Below are 23,175 nucleotides of genomic sequence, written 5' to 3' on the forward strand. Positions count from 1 at the left end.
TCATCCCTGACTGTTGTTCTCGAGGTGAGGGGCACGGTCCGCGGCGCCGGGGCGCGCCAGGGACCGCTCGATGGCTGCGTGCAGGACCTTGCGGTCGTCGAAGGCGCGTACCACCCCGTGGATGTCCTGGCCCTGTTCGTGCCCCTTGCCCGCGACGAGGACGGTGTCGCCCGCCTCCGCCCGGGCGACGGCTGCGGCGATGGCGGAGGCGCGGTCGGCGTCGACCAGCACGTCGCCGCGCTCGTGGACGGGCACTTCGGCGGCGCCGGAGAGCATCGCGGCGAGGATCGCGAGGGGGTCCTCGGAGCGGGGGTTGTCGGAGGTCAGCACGGCGGTGTCGGCGAGCCGGGCGGCTGCCGCGCCCATCGGGCCGCGCTTGGTGGTGTCGCGGTCGCCGCCGCAGCCGAGGACGATGTGCACCTTGCCCTCGGTGACCTTGCGCAGGGAACGCAGTACGGACTCGACGGCGTCGGTCTTGTGCGCGTAGTCGACGACGGCGAGGTAGGGCTGTCCGGCGTCCACCCGCTCCAGTCGGCCGGGGACCCCGGGGACGGCCGCGATGCCGTCGGCGGCGGTCTGCGGGTCGACGCCCGCGACGGCCAGCGTGACGATCGCGGCGAGGGTGTTGGCGACGTTGAACGGGCCGGGCAGCGGGGCGCGGGCGGTGATCCGCTCGCCCTTCGGGCCGACGGCGGTGAAGGTGCTGTCCTGCGGGCCGACCTCGACGTCCTCGGCGTGCCAGTCGGCGTCCGGGTGGCCCTCGGCGGAGAAGCTGGTGACCGGCACCCCGGACTCGGTCAGGAGCCTGCGGCCGTACTCGTCGTCGTAGTTCACGACGCCGCGGTGGCTGCGCTCGGGGGTGAACAGCTGGGCCTTGGCCTGGAAGTAGTCCTCCATGCCGGAGTGGAACTCCATGTGCTCCGGGCTGAGGTTGTTGAAGACGGCGACGTCGAAGACGCAGCCGTCGACGCGGCCGAGCACCAGGGCGTGGCTGGAGACCTCCATCGCGACGGCCTCGACGCCGCGTTCGCGCATGACGGCGAACAGGGCCTGGAGGTCGGTGGCTTCGGGGGTGGTGCGCTCGGACTTGATGCGTTCGTCGCCGATCCGCATCTCGACGGTGCCGATCAGCCCGGTGGGGCGTCCGGCGGCGCGCAGTCCGCCCTCGACGAGGTACGCGGTGGTGGTCTTGCCGGAGGTTCCGGTGATGCCGAGCTGGAGAAGGCCGATGCCGGGCCGCCCGTAGATGTCGGCGGCCAGCTCGCCCATGACGGCGCGCGGGTCCTCGATGACCAGCACCGGCAGGCCGGTGGCGGCGGCGCGTTCGGCGCCGGCGGGGTCGGTGAGGACGGCGGCGGCGCCGAGGCCCGCGGCCTGGGCCGCGAAGTCGGCGCCGTGGAAACGGGCGCCGGGCAGGGCCGCGTACACGTCGCCCGGGCGCACGGCCCGCGAGTCGTGCGTGATGCCGGTGATCTCACCGGACCCGGCCGCTTCGACGCCGAGCCGGTCTGCCAGCTCGCCGAGCGGGGTGGGCCGGAGCCGGTCCGGTCGGGGCGCTCCCGGGTAGGTCACAGGCGCGTCCTTCTGAGAGGTTTGGGACTGATCAGCGTGGGGCACGGCGGTGAGCGTACCGGGCCGGTGCGGAGTCTCGCGAAGCGAGGGACCCTGGTTCCGGCGGTTCTCGTTCCGGTTCCCGGGATCGGGGGTGATGGTTGTCACTGAGGGTTCCCTTGAAGGGGATGCTCGCGCATCCCCGTGTTCACTCGCCGGGCTTGAAGGACACCGGCAGCCGGGGCGGCTCGCTGCCGGACGGTGGGGTCTGGAGCGTCTTGAGCGCGAACTCCATGACCTGCTTGTAGATCGGGCCGCAGATCTGGCCGCCGAAGTAACTGCCCTTGGTGGGGTTCTGGATCGCGCAGTAGACGGTGATCTGCGGGTTGTCGGCGGGGGCGAAGCCCGCGAAGGAGGCGGTGTAGCCCTTGTAGACGCCGCGGACGGGGTCGACGCGGTTGGCGGTGCCGGTCTTGCCCGCGACCCGGTAGCCGGGGATGGCGGCCTTGGTGCCGGTCCCTTCCCGGTCGTCGACGACGGACTCCAGCATCGTCGCCAGGGTCTTGGCGGTCTTCTCGCTGACCACCCGGTTCTCCTCGGGGGCCTCGGCCGGGGCGAAGCGCCCGTCGGAGCCCTTGGCGCCGCGGACGAGGGTGGGGGCGATCCGTACGCCCCCGTTGGCGATGGTGGAGTAGACCGAGGCGGCCTGGACGGCGTTGAGCGAGAGGCCCTGACCGAACGGAATCGTGTACTGCTGCGAGGTCGACCAGTCCTTGGGGTGGGCCAGCAGGCCCGGCGACTCCCCGGGGTAGCCGAGCCCGGTCTTGGAGCCGAGGCCGAACTTGCGCAGGTAGGAGTAGAGGACCTGGTTGGACTCCGCCTGGGTCTTGCCGAGCTGACCGGTCGCCAGGATGGTGCCGATGTTGCTGGACTTGGCGAGGACCCCGTTGAGCGTGAGGTACCAGGTGGGGTGGTCCACGTCGTCCTTGAAGAGCCGGTCGCCGCGGTGCAGCCGGTTGGGGACGGTGACGTGGGTGCCGGGCGTGGCGGCCTTCTCCTCCAGTACGGCGGCCATGGACATGACCTTGCTGGTGGAGCCGGGCTCGTACACGTCCTGGAGGGCGGCGTTGCCGAGGGAGGCGGAGGTCACCTGGGAGAGGTCGTTGGGGTCGTAGCCGGGGGCGTTGGCCATGGCCAGCAGCTCGCCGGTCCGCGTGTTCTGCACGATGACGTAGCCGCGGTCGGCCTTGGACTTCTCGACCTGGTCGCTGATGGCCTTCTGGGCGGCCCACTGGATGTCGCGGTCGATGGTCAGCTCGATGTCGGAGCCGGGCACGGCCGGGATCTCGCTGCCGCCCGCGGTGGGAACCCGACGGCCGCCGGCCTGGGCGTAGCGGATCTTGCCGTCCTCGCCCGCGAGTTCCTTGTTCAGCTGCGATTCGAGGCCGCCGCCGCCCTTGCCGTCGGCGCTGACGAATCCCAGTATCCCGGCGGCGAGGTCCCCGTTGGGGTAGACGCGCTTGGTGGTCGGCACCTGGAGGACGCCGGCCAGGACGTTGGCTCCCGGGCCGCCCTTCAGCTTGTCCTCGTACGCCTTCTCGGCGAAGACGGACTTGAGGTCCTTGATCTGCTTCCAGACCTGGGGGGTCTGCCGGTAGGCGAGGACGGTGTAGCGGGCCCCCGGCTCGGAGAGCTTCTCGACGAGCTCGTCGACGTCCTTGCCGAGGATCGGGGCGAGCAGGGCCGCGGCCTGCTGGGGCGCATCGGGGGCCTTGCTGTCTTCGGGCGTGAACATCTTCGGGTCGGCCGTGATGTTGTGCGCGTCCACGCTGGTGGCGAGTGCGACGCCCTTGCGGTCGGTGATCTCGCCGCGCTCGGCGGCGACCGTGTACTCCAGGTAGCGGTTCTTCTCGGCCTTGGCCGCGTACGCGCTGGCGTCGACGGCCTGGACCTGGAGCAGACGGGCCACGAAGGCCAGCATGACCAGCGTCAGCCCGAGGCTGACGAGCCGCAGCCGGGGGCGGGGGCTGCCGAGCCGCAGGGAGCGCGGTGTGCCTCCGCGCGCGGTGGTGCGCCCCGCTGCGGGACGGGGGCGGCGGGTGGGTGGGCGTGCGCCGGAGCGGCCGGATCCCGATCCCCCGCTACGGGGGCGGGCCGGTCCGGGTACGCGGCGGCGCGGCGGTTCCTTGGGCGGCACTGCGTCACCTGCCGGGGCTCGTCGGGGGCGGGGTGCTCTCCGCCGCGGGGGCGGTCGCGGAGTCGGATTCGGCCGCGGGTGCGGATCCGGAGGGCGAAGCGGAGCCGGAGGCCCCGGTGGCGGTGGCGTCGGGGTCCGGTGCGGCGCCTGCCGAGGCGCGGGGGCTCGGTGTGGGGCTCGGGCTCGGCGGCGGGGCGGTGGCCTCGGTGGGGTTGCCGCGGACCGTGCCGTCCGGGTCCAGGAAGGCGGGGCTGCCGCCGGGGACCATGCCCAGCTCCCGGGCCCGGCGTTCCAGGGCGTCGGGCTGGGAACGGCTGTCGACGTCGCGCTGGAGGGCCTGCTGCTCGTCGGTGAGCTCGGTGGTGTCCCGCTTCAGCTCGCTGAGCCTGAACGATCCCTCGTTGAGCGCGGAGTTCAGCAGGAGCAGGGTGATGAGCCCGCCGCCCAGGAGCAGGACCACCAGCAGCACGAAGGGGGTGCGGGCCGCGGTGCTGGGCCCGGTGGACGGCATCAGCCGGGCGAGCCGCGCGGCCCGCCCCTTCAGCGGTGCGGCCGGTTTGCTCACCGCACGGCTCCCCTGCCGCCCGGCGTCGGGCGACCGCTTCGCGTCGGGCGACGCCGGGCGCTCATCGCTCCTCCGCGCGGATGCGCTGGGCGCCGCGCAGCCGGGCGGGGGCGGCGCGCCGGTTCTCGGCGACCTCCTCCTCGGTGGGCAGCTCGGCGCCCCGGGTGAGCTGCTTCAGCCGGGGCTGGTAGCGCTCGGGGACGACGGGCAGTCCGGGGGGCGCGGTGTTGGCGGCGCCGGCCGCGAAGACCTGCTTGACCAGCCGGTCCTCCAGCGAGTGGTAGGACAGCACGGCGATGCGGCCGCCGACGTCGAGGCACTGGACGGCGGCCGGAATGGCCCGCTCCAGGACGCTCAGCTCGCCGTTGACCTCGATGCGCAGGGCCTGGAAGGTCCGCTTCGCGGGGTTGCCGCCGGTGCGCTTGGCGGCCTGCGGCAGCGCGTCGCGGATCAGCTCGACGAGCCGGGCGCTGTTGCTGAACGGCTCCTTCTCGCGCTCGCGCACGACGGCGGAGACGATCCGCTTGGCCTGCTTCTCCTCGCCGTACGCGCGCAGGATCCGGACCAGTTCGCCGGGCGGATAGGTGTTGAGCACCTCGGCGGCGCCCATGCCGGTGCTCTGGTCCATCCGCATGTCGAGCGGGGCGTCCTGGGCGTACGCGAATCCGCGGTCGGCCTCGTCCAGTTGCATGGAGGAGACGCCGAGGTCGAACAGCACGCCCTGGACCTTGGGGATCCCGAGCCGCGCGAGGACCTCGGGGAGCTCGTCGTAGACGGCGTGGACGAGGGTGGCGCGGTCGCCGTAGGGGGCGAGCCGTTCGCCGGAGAGGCGGAGCGCCTCCTTGTCGCGGTCCAGGGCGATCAGCCGGGCGGTGGGGAAGGAGGCGAGCAGCGCCTCGCTGTGGCCGCCGAGGCCGAGGGTGCAGTCGACGACCACGGGCTCCGGGTGGGCCGGGTCCTGGAGAGCCGGGGCCAACAGGTCCAGACACCTCTGGAGCATCACCGGGACGTGTCGGGTCTGGCTCAATGCGCCCTCTCAGGCTCTGTCCCGCGCGGCCGGCACGTACGTCCTGGTCCCCGCCCGCTCTGAAGGGGAGGTCCGCCGGCGCCGGGGAAGAGGCGTCGGCCGACCGAGAGCGGGAGAGGGCCGGGTCGCACGTACGCCGCACATCACGGGGGAAATACGGAATATGCAGGAGGTACGGGGGGTGCGATGGGGCAGTGGGTACGGAGGTGGGTGGTGACTTCGCGTTACTTTAGTCCACCCTGCCATTCGATCGATTCGCGATCAACGAACCGGGCAGCGAGTCGCGCCACCCGTCCGGATGCGGCCAACCCACCCGAATGGGTGCATCCCTGTGAGTCCTGTGGGTTAGCTCACAACAAGCCGAGTTGACGTTTTTTGTCCGCCCTCACAGCACGCTCGGGCCAGGTGGGAAGGCTAACGTCGTATCCATGTCGACTTCCGCTCACTCCCCCGCCGAGTCCATGACGTCCACCGCCGCGGCGGTCCACGAGGGGGGCCAGGTCACCGACCGGCTCGTCGAACTGAACGCCGGGTACGCCAAGGACTTCCGCGATCCGGGCATGGACGCGCGCCCCGTCCTCCAGGTGGCCGTGGTCGCCTGCATGGACGCCCGTCTCGACCTGCACGCGGCGCTCGGCCTGGAACTCGGCGACTGCCACACCATCCGTAACGCGGGCGGCGTGGTCACCGACGACGTGATCCGCTCGCTGACCATCAGCCAGCGGGCGCTCGGCACCCGCAGCGTGGTCCTCATCCACCACACCAACTGCGGCCTGGAGTCCCTCACCGAGGACTTCCGCCAGGAGCTGGAGCGCGAGGTGGGCCAGCGTCCGGTCTGGGCGGTTGAGGCCTATACGGACGCCGACCAGGACGTGCGCCAGTCGATGCAGCGGGTGCGCACCTCGCCGTTCCTCCTGCACACCGACGACGTGCGCGGGTTCGTCTTCGACGTCACCACCGGTCTGCTGCGCGAGATCCACTCCGCTTCCTGAACGCATTCACCTCGTTTCCCGGCCCTCCGCCGCACCTCACGCACGCATCACCGCGCCCCGCGGTGCCGAAATCGCGACAGACGCTGACTTTTCACACCCACTTATCCACAGGCGAGTGACACGAAGCGGTAACGGCAACAAGAATGCGGGTGTGACATCCCCGGGTCCTCCGGCGGAGTGTCCGATTTTTCGGGGTGGGCCGCGTGGGTACGCGCGACGGCCCCTGCACAAAAAGGGCCGAGGAGGGCCGGGTGACGACCTATGACGATCGAGCGAGCCTCACGGATCTGACCACCACCGCAGAGCGGGTGCGCAGGTCGGTGGAGGGTGTGATCGAGGGCAAGCCCGAGGTCGTACGGCTATCACTGACCGTGCTCCTCGCCGAGGGGCATCTCCTCATCGAGGACGTCCCCGGTGTCGGCAAGACCATGCTGGCCAAGGCGCTGGCGCGGTCCATCGACTGTTCGGTGCGACGGATCCAGTTCACGCCGGACCTGCTGCCCTCGGACATCACCGGTGTGTCGATCTTCGACCAGCAGCGGCGGGACTTCGAGTTCAAGCCGGGCGCGATCTTCGCCCAGATCGTGATCGGCGACGAGATCAACCGCGCCTCTCCGAAGACGCAGTCGGCGCTGCTGGAGTCGATGGAGGAGCGCCAGGTCACCATCGACGGGCACTCGTACGAGCTGCCCGACCCGTTCATGGTGGTGGCCACCCAGAATCCGGTCGAGATGGAGGGCACCTACCCGCTGCCCGAGGCCCAGCGCGACCGCTTCATGGCCCGGGTCTCCATCGGCTACCCCAGCCCGGAGGCCGAGCTCCAGATGCTCGACGTGCACGGGGGCCTCTCCCCGCTGGACGACCTCCAGCCGGTGGCCCACGCCCACGACATCGTGAAACTGATCGACGCCGTCCGTACGGTGCATGTCGCCGACGCCGTGCGGCGCTACGCCGTGGAGCTCGTCGGGGCCACCCGGAGCCACCCCGACCTCAGGCTCGGCGCCTCCCCGCGCGCGACGCTGCACCTGCTGCGCGCCGCGAAGGCGTCCGCCGCGCTCAGCGGGCGGGACTACGCCCTGCCGGACGACGTCCAGGCGCTGGCCACGCCGGTGCTCGCGCACCGGCTGCTGCCCACCGCCCAGGCCCAGCTGAACCGCCGCACGGCGGAGCAGGTGGTCCTGGAGATCATCCAGCGCACCCCCGTACCGACCTCGGCCGGCGGCACCGCGCCGCCCGCACCGGGCGGGCAGGAGCCGGGCCGCCCGCTGTACCACCAGCAGCAGCCCGGGGCACGGCGGCTGTGATGGCGGCCGGCGAGCCCGGCGCCGTGGAGGACGGCGACAGGAAGGGCGGCCTCCGGGCGGCCCTGGGCGGGCTGACCACCCGGGGACGCTCGTTCCTGGCCGCCGGTCTTGCCGCCGCCGTCTGCGCGTACGTCCTGGGCCAGGGCGATCTGCTGCGGGTCGGGCTGCTGCTGGCCGTGCTGCCCCTGGTCTGCGTGACCGTCCTCTACCGCACCCGTTACCGGGTGACGGGCACCCGACGGCTCTCGCCGTCCCGCGTGCCCGCCGGCGCGGAGGCCCGGGTGCACCTGCGGATGGAGAACGTCTCCCGGCTGCCCACCGGTCTGCTGATGCTCCAGGACCGCGTCCCGTACGTCCTCGGCCCGCGCCCCCGCTTCGTCCTGGACCGGGTGGAGGCGGGCGGCCGGCGCGAGGTGTCCTACCGGGTCCGCTCCGACCTGCGCGGCCGCTATCCGCTGGGCCCGCTGCAGCTGCGGCTCAGCGACCCGTTCGGGATGTGCGAGCTGTCCCGCTCCTTCAGCGCTTACGACACCCTCGTCGTCGTCCCGCGCACGGTGCCGCTGCCGGTGCTGCGGCTGGCGGGCGAGGCCTCCGGGTACGGCGACGGGCGGCAGCGGTCCCTCGCGCTGGCCGGTGAGGACGACATCATTCCGCGCGGCTACCGGCACGGCGACGACCTGCGCCGGGTCCACTGGCGCTCCACCGCACGCCACGGCGAGCTGATGGTGCGCCGTGAGGAGCAGCCGCAACGGGCCAGATGCACGGTCCTGCTGGACACCCGGGACATCGGTTACCAGGGCGCCGGGCCCGACTCGGCGTTCGAATGGGCGGTCTCCGGGGCGGCCTCCGCGCTCGTGCACATGCTGGAGCGCGGCTTCGCCGTACGGCTGCTCACGGACGACGGGAACGCGGTGCCCGGCGAGGGGTCGGGCGGTTTCGCGGGCTCGACCCAGGAGTCCGCGGACTCGGCCGGTCTGATGCTCGACACGCTCGCGGTCGTCGGCCATTCCGACGGCGGGGGCCTCTCGCGCGCCCATGACGTGCTGCGCGGCGGCAACGATGGACTGCTCATCGCCTTCTTCGGCGATCTGGACGAGGAACAGGCCGCGGTCGCGGCCCGGATGCGGCAGCGGGCCGGGGCCGGGGTCGCCTTCGTCCTGGACAGCGCCGCCTGGGCCGGCGACGAGGACGAGGCGGGACGGGCCGAGGAGCGGCTGCGACGGCTGCGCGAGTCGGGCTGGATCGCGGTGCCCGTGGAGCCGGGTGCCGAACTGCCCGCGCTGTGGCAGCTGGCGGGCGGGATGCGCACGGATTCGCCGTCGGCCCCGAGCGGCGGCGCGACAGGTTTCACGGGGGGATGGTCATGAGCGGGCGGGCCAGGCTGGCGCTGTGCGCCTATGCGGCGACACTGCTGGCGGCGGGGGCGCTGATCCCGCTGGTGGACGGGGTCGGGTGGCTGGTGCAGGCGGCGGTGCTGCTCGGCGTCCAGAGCGGGGTGGGCGCCCTCGCGCGCCGGGTGCCGCTGGCCAGGACGCTGACCATCGGCGTCCAGACGCTGGTCACTCTGCTGCTGCTGACGCTGGTGTTCGTCCGGGACCACGCCCTGTTCGGGGTGCTGCCCGGACCGGAGGCCCTCATGCGGCTCGGCGAGCTGCTGGTGGCGGGCGGGGAGGACGTCGGCACGTACGCCATCCCGGCACCGATGACCGACGGCATCAAGCTGATGGTGGTCGGCGGGGTGGTCCTGATCGGTCTTGCGGTGGACGCCCTGGCGGTGACCTTCCGCAGCGCGGCCCCGGCCGGACTGCCCCTCCTCGCCCTGTATTCGGTCGCGGCCGGTCTCTCCGACGGCGGGGCGAGCTGGCTGTGGTTCCTGCTGGCGGCCTCCGGCTATCTGCTGCTCCTGCTGGCGGAGGGCCGGGACCGGCTCTCCCAGTGGGGCCGCGTCTTCGGCGGCGCCGCGCGGAATTCGGGCGGTCTGGCCGACGGTCTTGCCGGTGTGGGCGGCGGCTCCTCCCCCGTCCGCACCGGGCGGCGGATCGGTGTGCTGGCGCTCGGCATCGCCCTGGTGGCCCCGCTGGCCCTGCCCGCCCTGGACAGCGGCCTGCTGGGGGGCAAGGGTCCGGGGAACGGCAGGGGCAGCGGCGGCGGCACCATCTCCGCGGTGAACCCGCTGGTCTCGCTCCAGAACAACCTCAACCAGCCGGACAACCGGGAGGTGATGACGTACCGCAGCAACATCGAGAACCCGCAGAGCCTCTATCTCCGGATCCTGGCCCTGGACGAGTTCAACGGCAGCGAGTGGCGATCCTCCACCCGCCGGCTGACGGACGTTCCCGACCGCCTCCCCCAGCCCACCGGGCTGGGCCGGGACGTCTCCGTGACCGAGGTCCGGACGAACATCTCCGCATCGCGCTCCTACCAGCAGACCTACCTGCCGCTCCCCTACCCGGCCAGCGAGGTCCGCGTCGGCGGCCGCTGGCGGTACGAGCCCGAGGGCCGCACCCTGGTCGGCGACGACGGGCAGACCACGCGCGGCGCGCAGTACGAGGTCGGCAGTCTGGTCGTCGAGCCCACGGCGGCCCAGCTCGCGGCCGCAGGGCCGCCGCCGGAGGAGCTGGTCCGCGAGTACACCCAGGTTCCCGGCTCGCTGCCGGGCGTGGTCGCCGAGACCGCCGAGCAGGTCACCGAAGGCGCGTCCAACGCCTACGAGCAGGCCGTGAAGCTCCAGGACTGGTTCGCGTCCGACGGCGGCTTCACGTACGACACGACGGTCACCTCGGGGACGGGATCGTCCGCCATCGCCCGGTTCCTCCGCGACCGGGAGGGCTTCTGCATCCACTTCTCCTTCTCGATGGCAGCGATGGCCCGGACGCTGGGCATCCCGGCCCGGGTAGCGGTGGGCTTCACCCCGGGCACCATGAAGGCGGACGGGGCGATCTCGGTCGGGCTGCGCGACGCGCACGCCTGGCCCGAGCTGTATTTCGAGGGGGTCGGGTGGACCCGCTTCGAGCCCACCCCCAGCCGGGGCAGCACTCCCTCGTGGACCCGGCCCGAGGTTCCCACGGACAGCGCGAGCGACGTGGCCCAGCCCTCCGCGGACACCTCCGCCGAACCGTCCGCGGCGCCCTCCGCCGAGGACAGCTGCCCGCCGCAGTTGCGCCAGGAAGGCGGGTGCGGTCCCTCGCAGGAGCCGGGAGCGGCGCTGCCGACCGACCGGGGCACCCCGGCCGGGACGGTGCTGCTGGTGGTCCTCGCGGCGGTCCTGGTGCTGGTCCTGCCGTTGTCGCCGCTGTTGTGGCGGACCCGGGCGCGGAACCGCCGGCTGGGCTCCGGGGGCCGGGCGCCGGCGGACGCCGCCGCGCGGACGCTGGCGGCCTGGCGGGAGATCTCCGACGAGGCCTGGGACCACGGCATCGCTCCGGACGAGTCGCTGACGCCACGGAAGGCGGCGGCCAGGATCGTGCGGCTGGGCCGGCTCGACACCACGGCGGCCGAGGCCGTGCACCGGATCGCGGGCTCGGTGGAGCAGGTGCTGTACGCCCCCGAGCCGCGTCCCTCGGCCGGGCTGGCCGAGGACGCGCTGACGGTACGGGCGGGTCTGCGGGCATCGGCCGGCCGGGGCGCCCGACTGCGGGCAACGCTCCTGCCCCGATCGTCCGTCCGGGTGGTGTGGGCCGTCGCGGAGCGCCGGACGGCACTGGCGGAGCGGTGGGCGGGCCGCCCGGGAGCCGGTCGCTGGACGGCCCGGCTGCGCCGCCTGACGCGTCAGCACAGCTGAGGCGGTCGGGGGGCGACGCACGACAGAGCCTCCGGTCCGGACCCCGGGAAGGGGTCGGGACCGGAGGCTCGGCGCTGTCGGGCATCGGCGTTACGGCCGACGGCGTCGCGGTCGGGCCATGGGCAACGCCGGGCAACGGCTGAGGGGCGGCCGCAGAAATGCGGCCGCCCCTCACCCATCGGTGTCATACGTCGTGCCAGTGACCGGCCCTGTGCGGAAGACCAGGGCCGAGGCGTCTACTGGCCCTGTTCGTCGCGGCGGCGCTGCCACCGCTGCTCGATGCGGTTCATCATCGACCGGCGTTGTCTCGGTCGGCGGCTCGCGCCGCTGTCCCCGCTGCCTGCGGCAGCCGGCTGTTGTTCACCGGGCTTGGGCGCCTTGCGCCATCCGGTGACCGCGAGCACGGCACAGCCGAGCATGACGAGGAACCCCACCACGCTGATCCAGATCTGCTGGGCGACCATTCCGGCCATGAGGAGCGCGATACCCACCAGGAAGCCAGCGACCGCCTGATAGACCCTTTTCCGGGTATACGTACGCAGTCCGCTTCCCTCGAGCGCTGTCGCGAACTTGGGATCTTCGGCGTACAGCGCTCGCTCCATCTGCTCGAGCATGCGCTGCTCGTGCTCCGAGAGCGGCACGGGATCCTCCTCGTCGTCGGCCGCGGGGGCGACCGGTATGCGGCCCTTCCAGGATAGGCAGGGATTCGCCCCCGTGAAACCCGCCCTCTAGCGCTCAGCCAGTCCGGACCGCTATGTCGGCTCGGTTGTTGAGGCGTAGATTCCCCGACGACCGATCCGCCATGCCGGATGGTGTCACCCGATCATACGGGGCGTACGCCCCGTACGGGGGTCCTGAGTCCCACTCGGTCCGCAGCTGCGTTGCTGATCAGCGGCGCTTCTCGCCCAGAACGTGGAGCTGGGTGGCGACGGAGTGGAAAGCGGGCTGCTCGGCGACGGCCGCTTCGAGCTTGAGGAGCGCCTCCATGGCGCCGGGCTCGGTGTCCACCAGGGCGCCCGGCACAAGGTCGGCGAAGACCCGGACTCCGTGCACCGCGGCGATCTCCAGACCGGCCGCGGAGACCAGGTCGGAGAGCTGCTCGGCGGTGAACCTGCGGGGCACCGGGTCGCCCTCGCCCCAGCGGCCGGCCGGGTCGGTGAGCGCCTGCCGGGCCTCGGTGAAGTGGCCGGCGAGCGCGCGGGCCAGGACGGCTCCGCCCAGGCCGGCGGCCAGCAGGCTGAGCGCGCCGGAGGGCCGCAGCGCCTCGACCGCGTTGCGCACGCCCTCGGCGGGCTCGTCGACGTATTCCAGGACGCCGTGGCAGAGCACCGCGTCGAAGCCGTCGCGCTCCACGACGTCGAACAGGCCGAGGATGTCGCCCTGGACCCCCCGGACCCGGTCGGCGACCCCGGCTTCGGCCGCGCGGCGCTCCAGCGCGAAGAGCGCGTTGGGGCTGGGGTCGACGACGGTGACCCGGTGGCCGAGCCGGGCCGCGGGCACCGCGAAGTTGCCGGTGCCGCCACCGGTGTCCAGAACATCCAGGGCGTCCTTGCCGGTCGCCTTGACCTGACGGTCCAGAGCGTCCTTGAGGACCTCCCAGACCACGGCGGTACGGAGGGAGGCGCGGGGGCGCAGCTGGTCCGACACGGCAGATGACTCCTCGGCAACGTGCCGCCGGGGACGGCGGAGCGTGAACAGTGCGGTGGTGATGTGAGCGGTCACCACCCTATTGCCTCGCACCGCCGTCCCGGGCCCGGCGTCGGACCGGCGCGGTCGCCCGTCGTGCGCCGGTCCGGCGCCCGGCCTCGGGTCACCCGCCGCCCGGCCGCTCCGGGCGTGGTTGTGGCAGCACCGGCTGGAGGACCAGGAGCCGTTCCACCAGGCGCAGGAACATGGCCGCGTCGCGCAGCAGGTCGTCGGCGTCGCGCCCGCTGGCGGCCCCCGGCATGCCGGCCTCCGCACGGGCCCGGCGCAGGGCGCCCGCGGCGAAGAGGGCGCTCCATTCGGTCAGTTCCGGTGCTATCTCCGGGAGGACCTCCCAGGCACTGCGGATGCGTTCGCGGCGGCGCTTGTTCGTCTCGGGGCGGCCCCGGGCGGCCAGCACGGCCGCCGCGGTGCGCAGGGCGGCGAGGTGTGCGGTGGCGTACCGCTCGTTCGGCTCGTGGAGCACGGCGGCCTCGTCCAGGCCGGAGCGGGCCTTGGCGAGCAGTTCGAGAGCGGCGGGCGGCGCCGTGCTGCGGCGCAGCACGGGGTGGACATCGCCGGCCGGACCGGTCAGTGAGGGGGCAGGGCTGCCTGCGCGGCGCCGCGGGGCGGCGGCTGCGGACGAGCTGGCCATGACGAACCTCCTGTCGTCGTGTGACGGCTTCGTGGCCGCCTGTGTCCATGGTGGCGGGCCCCACTGACAATCGGTCTCGATGCGGCCCTGACCTGCCGTTTTGCTTCGAGCGCGAGTTCGGACTACCTTTTTGCACTGACTGGTCAGTACATAAGGGGAGGGTCTGTGGAGAGCCCGCACGGCGCGGCTGTCGCCGCCGAGGACTTGGGACTGGAAGGACCGCGCGGCCGGGTCTTCCGGAACGTGACGTTCAGTGCCGAGCCAGGCGCGCTGGTGGCCATCGAGGGACCGTCGGGATCGGGCCGCACCTGCCTGCTGCTCGCCCTGACCGGCCGGATGCGCACCACCGGGGGCCACGCGCGGACCGGTGGTCTGCGGCTGCCCAAGCAGGCCGCCGCCGTCCGCGGGATCGCCGCCCTGGGGCCCGTCCCGGGGGTCAGTGAGCTGGACCCGGCCTTCACGGTCGCCGAGCACCTGAACGAGCGCGCCCTCCTCCAGGGCCGCTACGGCGCCTCGCTGCGCACCCTCCTGCGTCCGCGCGCCGAACGCCGGGCCGCCGCCGGGGCCCGGATCGACAAGGCTCTGGAGACCGCCGGCCTCGACCTCGCCACGCTGCCCAAGTCGGGGCGCACCTCCGTAAGGGACCTGGAGCGGCTGGAGGCGCTGCGGCTGTCCGTCGCGCTGGCGCTGATCGGCGAGCCGCGGCTGCTCGCCGTCGACGACACCGACCTCAAGCTCTCGGACGCCGAACGCGACCGGGCCTGGGCGCTGCTGCGCTCCGTGGCCGACGCGGGGACGACCGTGCTCGCCGTGTGCAGCGAGGCCCCCGAGGACACCCTGGTCGTTCGCACCGCCCCCGCAACCACCACCGATGAGGAGACGGCCGATGCGTTCGCCGAAGCTGGCCGCGCTTGAGCTGAAGCGGTTCGGGCGGGGGAAGCTGCCGGCCGCCGCGCTGGTGGCCCTGCTGCTCCTGCCCCTGCTCTACGGCGCCCTGTACCTGTGCTCCTTCTGGGACCCGTACGGGAAGCTCGACAAGCTGCCCGTCGCCCTGGTCAACGACGACAAGGGGGCCACCAGCGACGGGAAGCGCGTCGCGGCCGGGGACGAGATCAGCGAGAAGCTGCTCGACTCCAAGGTGTTCGACTGGCACGAGGTGAGCTCCGCCGAGGCCGAGAAGGGCGTCGAGGAGGGTACGTACTACCTCTCGCTGACGATGCCGTCGGACTTCAGCAGGAAGATCGCGTCCAGCGGCGGGGACTCCCCCGAGACCGGCGCGCTCCAGGTGCGGACGAACGACGCGAACAACTACATCGTCGGGCAGATCTCCAGGACGGTCTTCGGAGAGGTGCGCAACGCCGCCTCCACGAACGCCTCCCGGTCCTTCCTGGACCGCATCTTCATCAACTTCTCCGATCTGCACGACAAGACCGCCGATGCGGCCAAGGGCGCCGACGACCTCAAGGGCGGCATCTCGAAGGCGAAGAAGGGTTCCAAGGACCTCGCGGACGGTCTCAAGGACTCCAAGGCGGGCAGCAAGAAGCTCTCCGACGGCATCGTGAAGCTGAACCAGGGCTCGCGCGATCTCGCCACGGGCTCCGCCCAGGTCGCCGGCGGCACCCAGGTCCTGGCCGACAAGGTCAACGGGATCGCCGGTGACGTACGCCCCTTCTTCCAGGACAACGGGAAGTCCATCCGCGACACGGCCCGCCTGGTCGCCGACACCTCCGGGGCCGTACGGCACAACCTCGACCTGTTGGTGAAGAGCGCGCCCAGCGCCGCCGTCGGCGCCAAGGAGGCGGCCGACGAGCTGACCGGGATCCACCGCACCCGGTGCGAGGAGGCCGAGGAGCCCGACGCCGCTGTCTGCCCCCCGCTGGAGCGCGCGAAGGTCGCCGCCGTCGACGTCGCGAAGATCGCCGCCGATGTGAACACCCTGGTCACGAACCAGAACGGCGACCTGAAGAAGCTGAGCACCCAGCTGACCGCCTTCCAGAAGCAGGCCGACGACCTCGCGAAGCGCGCGCCGACGCTGGACGACGACCTGGCATCGGCCGTGGCCAAGGTCAACGAACTGAACACCGGCGCCCACAAGGTCGCCAAGGGCGCGCAGTCGCTGCACACCGGACTCGGCGGCGCGCAGACCGGCGCCGGCGACCTGGACACCGGCGTCGGCAAGCTGAAGACCGGCGCGGAGAACCTGGACGGCGGGCTCTTCCGGCTCGGCGACGGCTCGGCCGAGCTGGCCCAGGGCCTCAACGACGGCGTCGACAGGATCCCGGACTACGGCAAGAAGGACCGCGACGCGCGGACCGACGTCATGGCCGACCCCGTCCAGCTGGCCTCCAAGTCGCTGCACGAGGCCCCCAACTACGGCACCGGATTCGCCCCGTACTTCATCCCGCTGTCCCTGTGGGTCGGCGCGATGGTGGCGTACATGCTGATCCAGCCGCTCAACAAGCGGGCGCTCGCCGCCGGGGCCTCCTCCTGGCGGATCGCGCTCGCCGGCTGGCTCCCGGTCGCCGCCATCGGCACGCTCCAGGTCGGCGCCCTGATGGCCGTCCTGCACTGGGGCCTCGGCCTCCAGATGACCCACGCCGCCGGAACGATCGGCTTCCTGGCCCTGGTGACCTGCTGCTTCGCCGCGATCGTGCAGTGGCTGAACGCCTGCTTCGGGGCGGCCGGGCGAATCCTGGTGCTGGTGGTGCTGATGCTCCAGCTGACCTCGGCCGGGGGCACGTACCCCGTCCAGACCAGCCCCGGCTTCTTCGGCGCGATCCACCCGTACCTCCCCATGACGTACGTCGTCGAGGGGCTGCGCAGGCTGATCACGGGCGGCCCCCTCGGCCCGGTGTGGCTGGGCTGCGCGGTGCTGGGGGCGTTCACCGTCGGCGCGCTGGCCCTGACCGCGTTCACCGCCCGCCGCAAGCAGGTGTGGAGCCTGAGCCGGCTGCACCCGGAGCTGAGCCTGTGAGCGCGCCCGGAGCCGCGCCCGCGAGCGCGGCGGGGCCTGGAAGAATCGGCCCCATGGAAAGCAGTGGCACCACGCGCCGCCAGGCCACCCGGCAGAAGCTCTACGAGGCGGCGGTGACGCTCATCGCCGAGAAGGGCTTCTCGGCGACCACCGTCGACGAGATCGCCGAGCGGGCCGGGGTCGCCAAGGGCACGGTCTATTACAACTTCAAGAGCAAGACCGAGCTGTTCGAGGAGCTGCTCCGGCACGGTGTGGGGCTGCTCACGGCCTCGCTGCGGGCCGCCGCCGAGGAGTCCGCGGAACGTGGTGGCACCCGGGTCGAGGCGCTGGACGCGATGATCCGGGCCGGTCTCGCCTTCATCGACCGCTACCCGGCCTTCACCCAGCTGTACGTGGCCGAGCTGTGGCGCACCAACCGCGCCTGGCAGTCCACGCTGCTGGTGGTACGTCAGGAGGCCGTCGCGGTCGTCGAGGACGTGCTGCGGGAGGCGGTGGACAGCGGTGAGCTGAGCGAGGAGATCGACATCCCGCTGACGGCCGCCGCGCTGGTCGGGATGGTGCTGGTGGCGGCACTGGACTGGCAGGCGTTCCAGCCGGAGCGCTCGATCGACGAGGTCCACTCGGCGCTGTCCCTGCTGCTGCACGGGCGGGTCAGCGGGCACTGAGACCCGCCGGGCACTCCGGGTCCGGGGACGGGTCCGGGTCCGGGTCCGGGGACGTACCGGTCCCGGTCCGGAGATGTACCGGGAAAGCCGAAGACGCCGGCCGCTGGAGTTCGCATCCCCCGCGAACCTCACCGGACCGGCGTCTTCCGTGCTTCCGGAAACCCGTTCCCCGTGACCCCGTATGTCCCCCGTGGTCCCCGGGCCTCCGTCGTGCACCCCCGTTGCGTCGGGGGAACCGCACCGTTCCGCCGCCCCGTGCCGGCGGTCCTGGCCCAGCGCCCCTTCCGTGGTCATCACTCTGCCGTCCTCGCAGGTGGGGGCCTATCCGCGCTGCTACTCATCTACGTCCCTGAGTACGGATACTCAGGGCTCCGCGCCGCACCCCACCCGGGTCCGGCGCGGGGTCGTTACGATCGCCTGCGTGTCGGTAATCCCCCTGGTGTTCACAAGCGGCTGGGCAAGCGGAATCAACGCGTATGCGGTGGTCCTGCTGCTCGGACTGTTCGGCGCGACCGGCGTGTCCGACGAGGTGCCCGCCGCCCTGCAGCGCACCGACGTCCTGATCGTGGCCGGAGTCCTGTTCCTCTGCGAGGCGGTGGCGGACAAGATCCCCTACGTCGACTCGGTCTGGGACACGGCGCACACCGTGATCCGGCCCGTCGCCGGGGCCGTGGTGGCCGCGCTGCTGGCCGGGGAGAGCGGTTCGCTGCCGGAGCTGGCGGCCGGCGCGATCGGCGGGTCCACGGCGCTGATGAGCCATCTGGTGAAGGCGGGCACGCGGATGGCCGTCAACACCTCCCCGGAGCCCTTCAGCAACATCGGGATGAGCGTCGCCGAGGACCTCGGGGTCGCCGGAGTCATCACCTTCGCCATATTCAACCCGGTGGCGGCCGCCGTGATCGCGGCCGTGCTGCTGGTGCTCGGCATCGTCACCGTGCTCTTCCTCGCCTCGCGGATCCGCCGCTTCCTGCGCCGCCGGGCCCAGCGCCGCGAGGAGAAACGCCTGGCGGGAACGGGCGGGCCCTGGCCTCCCGGCTGATCTTTCGGCGCCGGTCGATAAAGTCACCGGCATGGCACGAATTGCAGTGATCGGCGCCGGGACGGGCGCGATGGCGGCGGCCGCCCGGCTCGCCGTGGCGGGCGAGAAGGTGACGGTCTACGAGCGGTCCGCGAGCTACGGCGGCTCGGTCGGCCGTCATGAGCACGAGGGCTTCGTCTTCGACACCGGGCCCGGGCTGCTGCACCTCCCCGCCGTCCAGCGGGACCTCTTCGTGAAGACCGGCAAGGAGTCGCTGGAGCGGTCGGTGACGCTGACCCAGGTCGATCCGGCGAGCCGCCATCTCTTCGCGGACGGCACGGCCGTGTCCCTGCCCAACGCCTCCCGGGCCGGGGTGGCCACCGCTCTGGACGACGCACTCGGCACGGGCGCCGGGGCTCGCTGGAGCGACTTCATGGACCGCGCCCGGGACGCCTGGGACCGGTCGCGGCGGCCTCTCCTGGAGGAACCCCTGCGGGCGGACCACCAGGTGCTGGGGCGCGATCCGTATCCGGCGGTGCGGCAGCGACGGCTGCTGCGCGGCTCCCGGCAGGCGGGAACGGTCGCGGAGATCGGCGCGTGGGAGCTGGCGGACACACGGCTCGCCGCCCTGCTCGACGGGTACGCGCTGTCCCACGGCCTCGACCCGCGCACCGCCCCCGCGAGCGCCGCGCTGCTGCCGTACATGGAGCAGACCTTCGGCAGCTGGTACGTGATGGGCGGGATGCGCGAGCTGGCGCGGGCGGTGTACGAGCGGTGCGTGGCCCGCAGGGTGACGTTCGTCTTCGGGGCCGAGGTGGTCCGGGTCGTCGAGAAGGACGGCCGGGCGGCGGGCGTGGAGCTGGCGGACGGTGAGGTGGCCGAGGCCGACCGGGTGGTGCTCGGCATCCGGCCGCGCCCGGGTCTGGTGCCGGGTCAGCAGGTGGGGGGCGGGGGCGATGTGAGGGTCCGGCCGGGCTCCGGCGCGGGCGCGGCGGGCCGGTTCACGGTGCTGCTGTCGCTGCGCGGGGCCCGGGATACGGACGCGGTGCACCGGACGGTGGTCCACGGCGCCGACGGGGCGGCTGAGCAGGAGGCGGTGTTCGGGGGCCGGGTCGCCGCGGGCCCCACGGTCACGGTGCTGCGCCCCGACGATCCGGCGACCCGCCCGGACGCGGAGCACGAGGCGGTGACGCTGACCGCGACGGTGGCTCCGCAGGGGCCGGTCGACTGGCGGGACGCCGGGGTGCGGCAGCGGTTCGCCGACGTCCTGGTGGAGCGGGCGGCGGCGGCCGTTCCCGGGCTGCGGGAGCGGATCCTGCACACCGAGGTCCGCACGCCCGCGGAGACCGAGGCCGAAACGGGGGCCGAGGGCGGTGCGGTGCCGCCGCCCGCGCTGGCCGGGGCCGGCGGCGCGTATCTGCACCCGGGCAACCTCACGCGGCTGCCGGGGCTGTATCTCGCGGGCGGCTGGTCGCACCCGGGCGGCGGGCTGGCGCACGCCGGGATGTCGGGGACGCTGGTGGCCGGGCTCGTCGTGGAGGGCGACAACTTCCGCGGCTCCCGCTGAGCGGGAGGGGCCTGGGCGTGTGCCGCTGCCGACGGGCCCTTCCCCCGGCAGCGGCGCGGCCTCAGTAGCGGTACTGCTCGTTCTGGCCGGTGTCGTAGCCGTTGCCGTTGGCGTACGGGGCGGGCGCCGCGGGCTGCTCCGGCTCCATCGGGGGGTACTGCTCGGTGTCGCGCTGTTGCGGGACCCAGACGCCGCCGGGCGGGGTGTCCGCGACATAGCCCTGGGCGTGGGGGTCGGGGTAGCTCTGCTGCCCGCCCTGGCTGTCGTAGCCGTCACCGCCGCCCTGGCCGTAGGCGTCGTAACCGCCGTAGGAGGGGGCTCCGTTGGTGGTGCCGATGTAAGGGTCGGAGTAGGCGGCGTAGCTCTGCCGGTCGGTGCCGTAGTCGTACGTACCGGCGTAGGGGTCCTGGGCCGGGGGCTGTTCGTAGCCGGTGTACGGGTCGTACGCGGCGTACTGCGGCTGGGCCGAGGGGTCGGCCTCGTGGCCGTGGTCCTGGCGGGCGTTGCCGTTCGCGTCGTAGCCCGTGTTCCCGTACACGCCGTACTGGCCGGTGTCGTCGGGCAGGGGCTGCGGTTCGTAGACCGGCTGCGCGGGCGGGGCGGCCGGGGGCTGGTCGTACCCGGGGGCGGCGACCTCCAGGTCCGAGACCTCCAGCGTGGGTTGCTTCACGGCGGCGCCCTCGCCGCCGCCCCTGCGCCGGCGACTCTCCCCCGGGCTGCCGCCTATGGCCCAGCCGGTGGAGAAGCCGCGCCGGAAGGACAGCGTCACGAAGGTCTGGCCGGTGGCGAAGGCGATCGTCCCGACGACGATGACCGGAACGGAGGCCAGCAGCACCCCGACCACCACGCCGAGGAAGCCGGCGAAGGCGAGGAGCCGCCAGCGCAGTCGTGCCTTGTACTGCAGCAGCACCTCGCCGAGCAGCCACAGGGCCACCAGACCGAAAGCGATGTAGAGGACCGTCCAGCCCACGCCCGCCCCCTCCTTCGGCCGTAGCCGCGTCGGCGGCGGGTACGACCGGTCACGACTGCTTGTGCAGTCCGAGTTTTTCGTAGATTTCGAGCGTAGCCGTCGAGTTGTTGAGCGTGATGAAGTGCAGTCCGGGCACACCCTCGGACAGCAGCTCCGCGCAGAACTCCGTTGCGAACTCGATGCCAATGGAGCGTACAGCGGCCGGATCGTCCTTGGCTGCGAGGATGCGCTCTTTCAACGACGCGGGCACGGTCGCGTTGCTGAGCTGGGAGAACTTTTCCAGTTGCTTGACGCTGGTAAGGGGCATGACCTCGGGGATCACCGGCGTTTCGCAACCCGCGGCGACCACACGGTCACGCATCCGGAGATAGTCCTCCGGGCGGAAGAACATCTGGGTGATCGCATAATCCGCGCCCGCCCGGCACTTGTCCACGAAATGACCGATGTCCGTCTCCCAGTCGGACGACCGGGGGTGCATTTCGGGAAATGCCGCCACACCGACGCAGAAGTCGCCCGATTCCTTGATGAGACGGACGAGGTCGGCGGCGTACTTCACCCCCTGCGGGTGCTCCACCCACTCGCCCATCGGGTCGCCCGGCGGGTCGCCGCGGACCGCGAGAATGTTCCTGATGCCCGCGTCGGCGTACTGCCCGACCATATTGCGGAGCTCGGCGACGGAGTGGTTCACCGCGGTCAGGTGGGCGACCGGGGTGAGGGTGGAGTCGGCGGCGATCTGCTGGGTGGCCCGGACCGTCCCGGCACGGGTGGAGCCGCCGGCGCCGTACGTCACGGAGACGAAGCTCGGACGGACCGCCTCGACGCGACGGAGCGCGTTCCAGAGGTTCCGCTCACCTTTTTCCGTCTTGGGCGCCCAGAACTCGAAGGAGTACGACGTCTTGCCGGTCGCTAGCAGGTCACGCACGGTACGCGCGTGATCCGTCCTGGTGGAGGGTGTGCCAAGGGCCATAAGGGGAGGTTAACCAGGGGGTGGACGCTCCCCCAACCAGAGCGGCTGATTTTGTCTCGTTTTGCCGGACTGTTGTCCATCCCTCGGACACGTACCCGAAATGTCCCACATCGGCACGCGGGATGAATCAGAGCGCGCGCGCCCGGACGCGGCGGGCCAGATCGGCGGTGGCGGCGGCCGGGTCGTCGGCCTCGGTGATGGCCCGGACGACGACGGCACGGCGCGCTCCGGCGTCCAGCACCTGGTCCAGATTGCCCGCGTCGATCCCGCCGATCGCGAACCAGGGCCGTGCCGTGCCGAGGGAGGCGGCGTAGCGCACGAGGTCGAGGCCGGGGGCGTGGCGGCCGGGCTTGGTGGGGGTGGGCCAGCAGGGGCCGGTGCAGAAGTAGTCCACACCGTCCTGGGCGACGGCCGCGTCGACCTCGGCCTCGGCGTGCGTGGAGCGGCCGATCAGCCGGTCGGCGCCGATGATCGCCCGGGCGGCGGGGACCGGCAGGTCGCCCTGTCCGAGATGGAGTACGTCGGCGCCGGCGGCGTGGGCGACGTCGGCGCGGTCGTTCACCGCGAGGAGCTTGCCGTGCCGGCGGCAGGCGTCGGCGAGGACGGCGAGATGCTCCAGCTCCTCGGCGGCCTCCATGCCCTTGTCCCGGAGCTGGACGATGTCGACGCCGGCGGCGAGCACGGCGTCCAGGAAGGCGGGGAGGTCACCCTGGAGCTTGCGGGCGTCCGTGCACAGGTAGAGCCGGGCGTCGGACAGCTGCTCGCGAGGCGTGGACATGGGCGGACTCCCCCGTGGTCGTGACGGTGCACGGGCCGCGCCGGGCGGCCCGTGCTCCGCTTCCTGTCGTGTCGGTCAGACGGCGAGCGCCTGGGCTCGGCGCTTCACCTCCGTACCGCGATTCTCGCTCAGCGCCTGCGCGGGGGTGCCGGGCAGGGTCGGGTCGGGAGTGAAGAGCCACTCCAGCATCTCTTCGTCGGAATAGCCGTCGTCCCTCAGGAGGGTCAGGGTGCCGGAGAGGCCCTTGACCACCTTGTCGCCGTCGATGAAGGCGGCGGGCACCTGGAGAGCCCGGTTCTCACCACGGCGTACGGCGATGAGCTGGCCATCCCTGACCAGCTGCCGTACGCGCGTCACCTGGACATCGAGCATTTCCGCGATGTCGGGAAGGTGGAGCCAGGCGGGGACGAGAGCATCGGTCTTTGCGTCAATCTCGGTCACAGGGACAAGCGTGCCATCCAGGACCGACAGCCGGTAGCCG

At 72.6% G+C, this 23,175-nt stretch carries 20 protein-coding genes; 9 read left to right on the forward strand and 11 right to left on the reverse strand.

Annotated features, from left to right (window positions below):
- The 4 genes from IE272_RS01520 to rsmH form a co-directional block, all read right to left on the reverse strand.
- Entirely contained in the window at window positions 1-1,719 is a 1,719-nt protein-coding gene (locus tag IE272_RS01520) for a UDP-N-acetylmuramoyl-L-alanyl-D-glutamate--2,6-diaminopimelate ligase (protein WP_078961207.1), read from the reverse strand.
- A gap of 40 nt (window positions 1,720-1,759) precedes the next feature.
- Window positions 1,760-3,748, reverse strand: coding sequence for a peptidoglycan D,D-transpeptidase FtsI family protein (locus IE272_RS01525; protein WP_050358056.1), 1,989 nt, complete (start codon window positions 3,746-3,748; stop codon window positions 1,760-1,762).
- Between the two features lie 4 nt (window positions 3,749-3,752).
- Window positions 3,753-4,313: a cell division protein FtsL gene (gene ftsL / locus IE272_RS01530; RefSeq protein ID WP_050358055.1), complete on the reverse strand. Its 561-nt coding sequence runs from the start codon at window positions 4,311-4,313 to the stop codon at window positions 3,753-3,755.
- Between the two features lie 61 nt (window positions 4,314-4,374).
- Window positions 4,375-5,340, reverse strand: a complete 966-nt coding sequence (gene rsmH / locus IE272_RS01535) for a 16S rRNA (cytosine(1402)-N(4))-methyltransferase RsmH (protein WP_050358054.1) — start codon at window positions 5,338-5,340, stop codon at window positions 4,375-4,377.
- 428 nt (window positions 5,341-5,768) lie between these two features.
- On the opposite strand from rsmH, the gene IE272_RS01540 reads away from it, so the two are divergent.
- From IE272_RS01540 to IE272_RS01555, 4 genes are all read left to right on the forward strand, one after another.
- Window positions 5,769-6,332: a beta-class carbonic anhydrase gene (locus IE272_RS01540; RefSeq protein ID WP_050358053.1), complete on the forward strand. Its 564-nt coding sequence runs from the start codon at window positions 5,769-5,771 to the stop codon at window positions 6,330-6,332.
- A gap of 251 nt (window positions 6,333-6,583) precedes the next feature.
- Window positions 6,584-7,636 carry an AAA family ATPase gene (locus tag IE272_RS01545; RefSeq protein WP_032791796.1) on the forward strand — a complete coding sequence of 351 codons (1,053 nt, stop codon included), beginning with the start codon at window positions 6,584-6,586 and terminating at the stop codon, window positions 7,634-7,636.
- On the forward strand, window positions 7,636-9,003 hold the full coding sequence (locus tag IE272_RS01550; protein ID WP_190006088.1) for a DUF58 domain-containing protein: 1,368 nt from the start codon (window positions 7,636-7,638) through the stop codon (window positions 9,001-9,003). The genes IE272_RS01545 and IE272_RS01550 overlap by 1 nt, the downstream gene beginning before the upstream one ends.
- A complete protein-coding gene (locus tag IE272_RS01555; RefSeq protein WP_190006089.1) occupies window positions 9,000-11,417 on the forward strand; it encodes a transglutaminase TgpA family protein in 2,418 nt (805 codons plus the stop codon). The genes IE272_RS01550 and IE272_RS01555 overlap by 4 nt, the downstream gene beginning before the upstream one ends.
- 236 nt (window positions 11,418-11,653) lie before the next feature.
- Here the strand turns inward: IE272_RS01555 and IE272_RS01560 are convergent, their stop codons facing one another.
- From IE272_RS01560 to IE272_RS01570, 3 genes are all read right to left on the reverse strand, one after another.
- Window positions 11,654-12,058, reverse strand: coding sequence for an SCO2097 family morphological protein (locus IE272_RS01560; RefSeq protein WP_050358051.1), 405 nt, complete (start codon window positions 12,056-12,058; stop codon window positions 11,654-11,656).
- A gap of 247 nt (window positions 12,059-12,305) precedes the next feature.
- Window positions 12,306-13,064 carry a methyltransferase gene (locus IE272_RS01565; protein ID WP_032791793.1) on the reverse strand — a complete coding sequence of 253 codons (759 nt, stop codon included), beginning with the start codon at window positions 13,062-13,064 and terminating at the stop codon, window positions 12,306-12,308.
- Window positions 13,065-13,227: 163 nt separating this feature from the next.
- Window positions 13,228-13,755 (reverse strand): SAV_6107 family HEPN domain-containing protein, encoded by a 528-nt coding sequence (locus IE272_RS01570; RefSeq protein ID WP_032791792.1) that lies wholly within the window; start codon window positions 13,753-13,755, stop codon window positions 13,228-13,230.
- 165 nt (window positions 13,756-13,920) lie between these two features.
- On the opposite strand from IE272_RS01570, the gene IE272_RS01575 reads away from it, so the two are divergent.
- From IE272_RS01575 to IE272_RS01595, 5 genes are all read left to right on the forward strand, one after another.
- Window positions 13,921-14,670 (forward strand): ATP-binding cassette domain-containing protein, encoded by a 750-nt coding sequence (locus IE272_RS01575; protein WP_190006090.1) that lies wholly within the window; start codon window positions 13,921-13,923, stop codon window positions 14,668-14,670.
- Entirely contained in the window at window positions 14,642-16,729 is a 2,088-nt protein-coding gene (locus IE272_RS01580; protein WP_190006091.1) for a YhgE/Pip family protein, read from the forward strand. The genes IE272_RS01575 and IE272_RS01580 overlap by 29 nt, the downstream gene beginning before the upstream one ends.
- Before the next feature lie 53 nt (window positions 16,730-16,782).
- A complete protein-coding gene (locus IE272_RS01585) occupies window positions 16,783-17,394 on the forward strand; it encodes a TetR/AcrR family transcriptional regulator (protein ID WP_007451319.1) in 612 nt (203 codons plus the stop codon).
- 421 nt (window positions 17,395-17,815) lie between these two features.
- Entirely contained in the window at window positions 17,816-18,433 is a 618-nt protein-coding gene (locus IE272_RS01590; protein ID WP_050358048.1) for a DUF4126 domain-containing protein, read from the forward strand.
- A gap of 31 nt (window positions 18,434-18,464) precedes the next feature.
- Window positions 18,465-19,979 (forward strand): phytoene desaturase family protein, encoded by a 1,515-nt coding sequence (locus IE272_RS01595; RefSeq protein WP_190006092.1) that lies wholly within the window; start codon window positions 18,465-18,467, stop codon window positions 19,977-19,979.
- Window positions 19,980-20,040: 61 nt separating this feature from the next.
- Here IE272_RS01595 and IE272_RS01600 read toward each other — a convergent pair whose 3' ends face one another.
- From IE272_RS01600 to IE272_RS01615, 4 genes are all read right to left on the reverse strand, one after another.
- A complete protein-coding gene (locus tag IE272_RS01600; RefSeq protein ID WP_190006093.1) occupies window positions 20,041-20,949 on the reverse strand; it encodes a hypothetical protein in 909 nt (302 codons plus the stop codon).
- Window positions 20,950-20,998: 49 nt separating this feature from the next.
- Complete coding sequence (gene metF, locus IE272_RS01605; protein WP_073741928.1) at window positions 20,999-21,916, reverse strand: methylenetetrahydrofolate reductase [NAD(P)H]; 918 nt, start codon at window positions 21,914-21,916, stop codon at window positions 20,999-21,001.
- Window positions 21,917-22,043: 127 nt separating this feature from the next.
- Window positions 22,044-22,694: a thiamine phosphate synthase gene (gene thiE / locus IE272_RS01610; protein ID WP_190006094.1), complete on the reverse strand. Its 651-nt coding sequence runs from the start codon at window positions 22,692-22,694 to the stop codon at window positions 22,044-22,046.
- Window positions 22,695-22,769: 75 nt separating this feature from the next.
- Entirely contained in the window at window positions 22,770-23,135 is a 366-nt protein-coding gene (locus IE272_RS01615; RefSeq protein ID WP_007451303.1) for an Rv2175c family DNA-binding protein, read from the reverse strand.
- Window positions 23,136-23,175 lie beyond the last annotated feature (40 nt).

This window comes from Streptomyces anulatus (genome assembly GCF_014650675.1).
Taxonomy (GTDB): domain Bacteria; phylum Actinomycetota; class Actinomycetes; order Streptomycetales; family Streptomycetaceae; genus Streptomyces; species Streptomyces anulatus.

What these genes read in the sequence shown, in the direction of transcription:
- IE272_RS01540 (WP_050358053.1), top strand. Translation starts at nt 5,769, where the DNA reads ATGTCGACTTCCGCTCACTCCCCCGCCGAGTCCATGACGTCCACCGCC.
- IE272_RS01550 (WP_190006088.1), top strand. Translation starts at nt 7,636, where the DNA reads ATGGCGGCCGGCGAGCCCGGCGCCGTGGAGGACGGCGACAGGAAGGGC.
- IE272_RS01555 (WP_190006089.1), top strand. Translation starts at nt 9,000, where the DNA reads ATGAGCGGGCGGGCCAGGCTGGCGCTGTGCGCCTATGCGGCGACACTG.
- IE272_RS01570 (WP_032791792.1), bottom strand. Translation starts at nt 13,755, where the DNA reads ATGGCCAGCTCGTCCGCAGCCGCCGCCCCGCGGCGCCGCGCAGGCAGC.
- IE272_RS01580 (WP_190006091.1), top strand. Translation starts at nt 14,642, where the DNA reads ATGCGTTCGCCGAAGCTGGCCGCGCTTGAGCTGAAGCGGTTCGGGCGG.
- IE272_RS01585 (WP_007451319.1), top strand. Translation starts at nt 16,783, where the DNA reads ATGGAAAGCAGTGGCACCACGCGCCGCCAGGCCACCCGGCAGAAGCTC.
- IE272_RS01595 (WP_190006092.1), top strand. Translation starts at nt 18,465, where the DNA reads ATGGCACGAATTGCAGTGATCGGCGCCGGGACGGGCGCGATGGCGGCG.
- metF (WP_073741928.1), bottom strand. Translation starts at nt 21,916, where the DNA reads ATGGCCCTTGGCACACCCTCCACCAGGACGGATCACGCGCGTACCGTG.
- thiE (WP_190006094.1), bottom strand. Translation starts at nt 22,694, where the DNA reads ATGTCCACGCCTCGCGAGCAGCTGTCCGACGCCCGGCTCTACCTGTGC.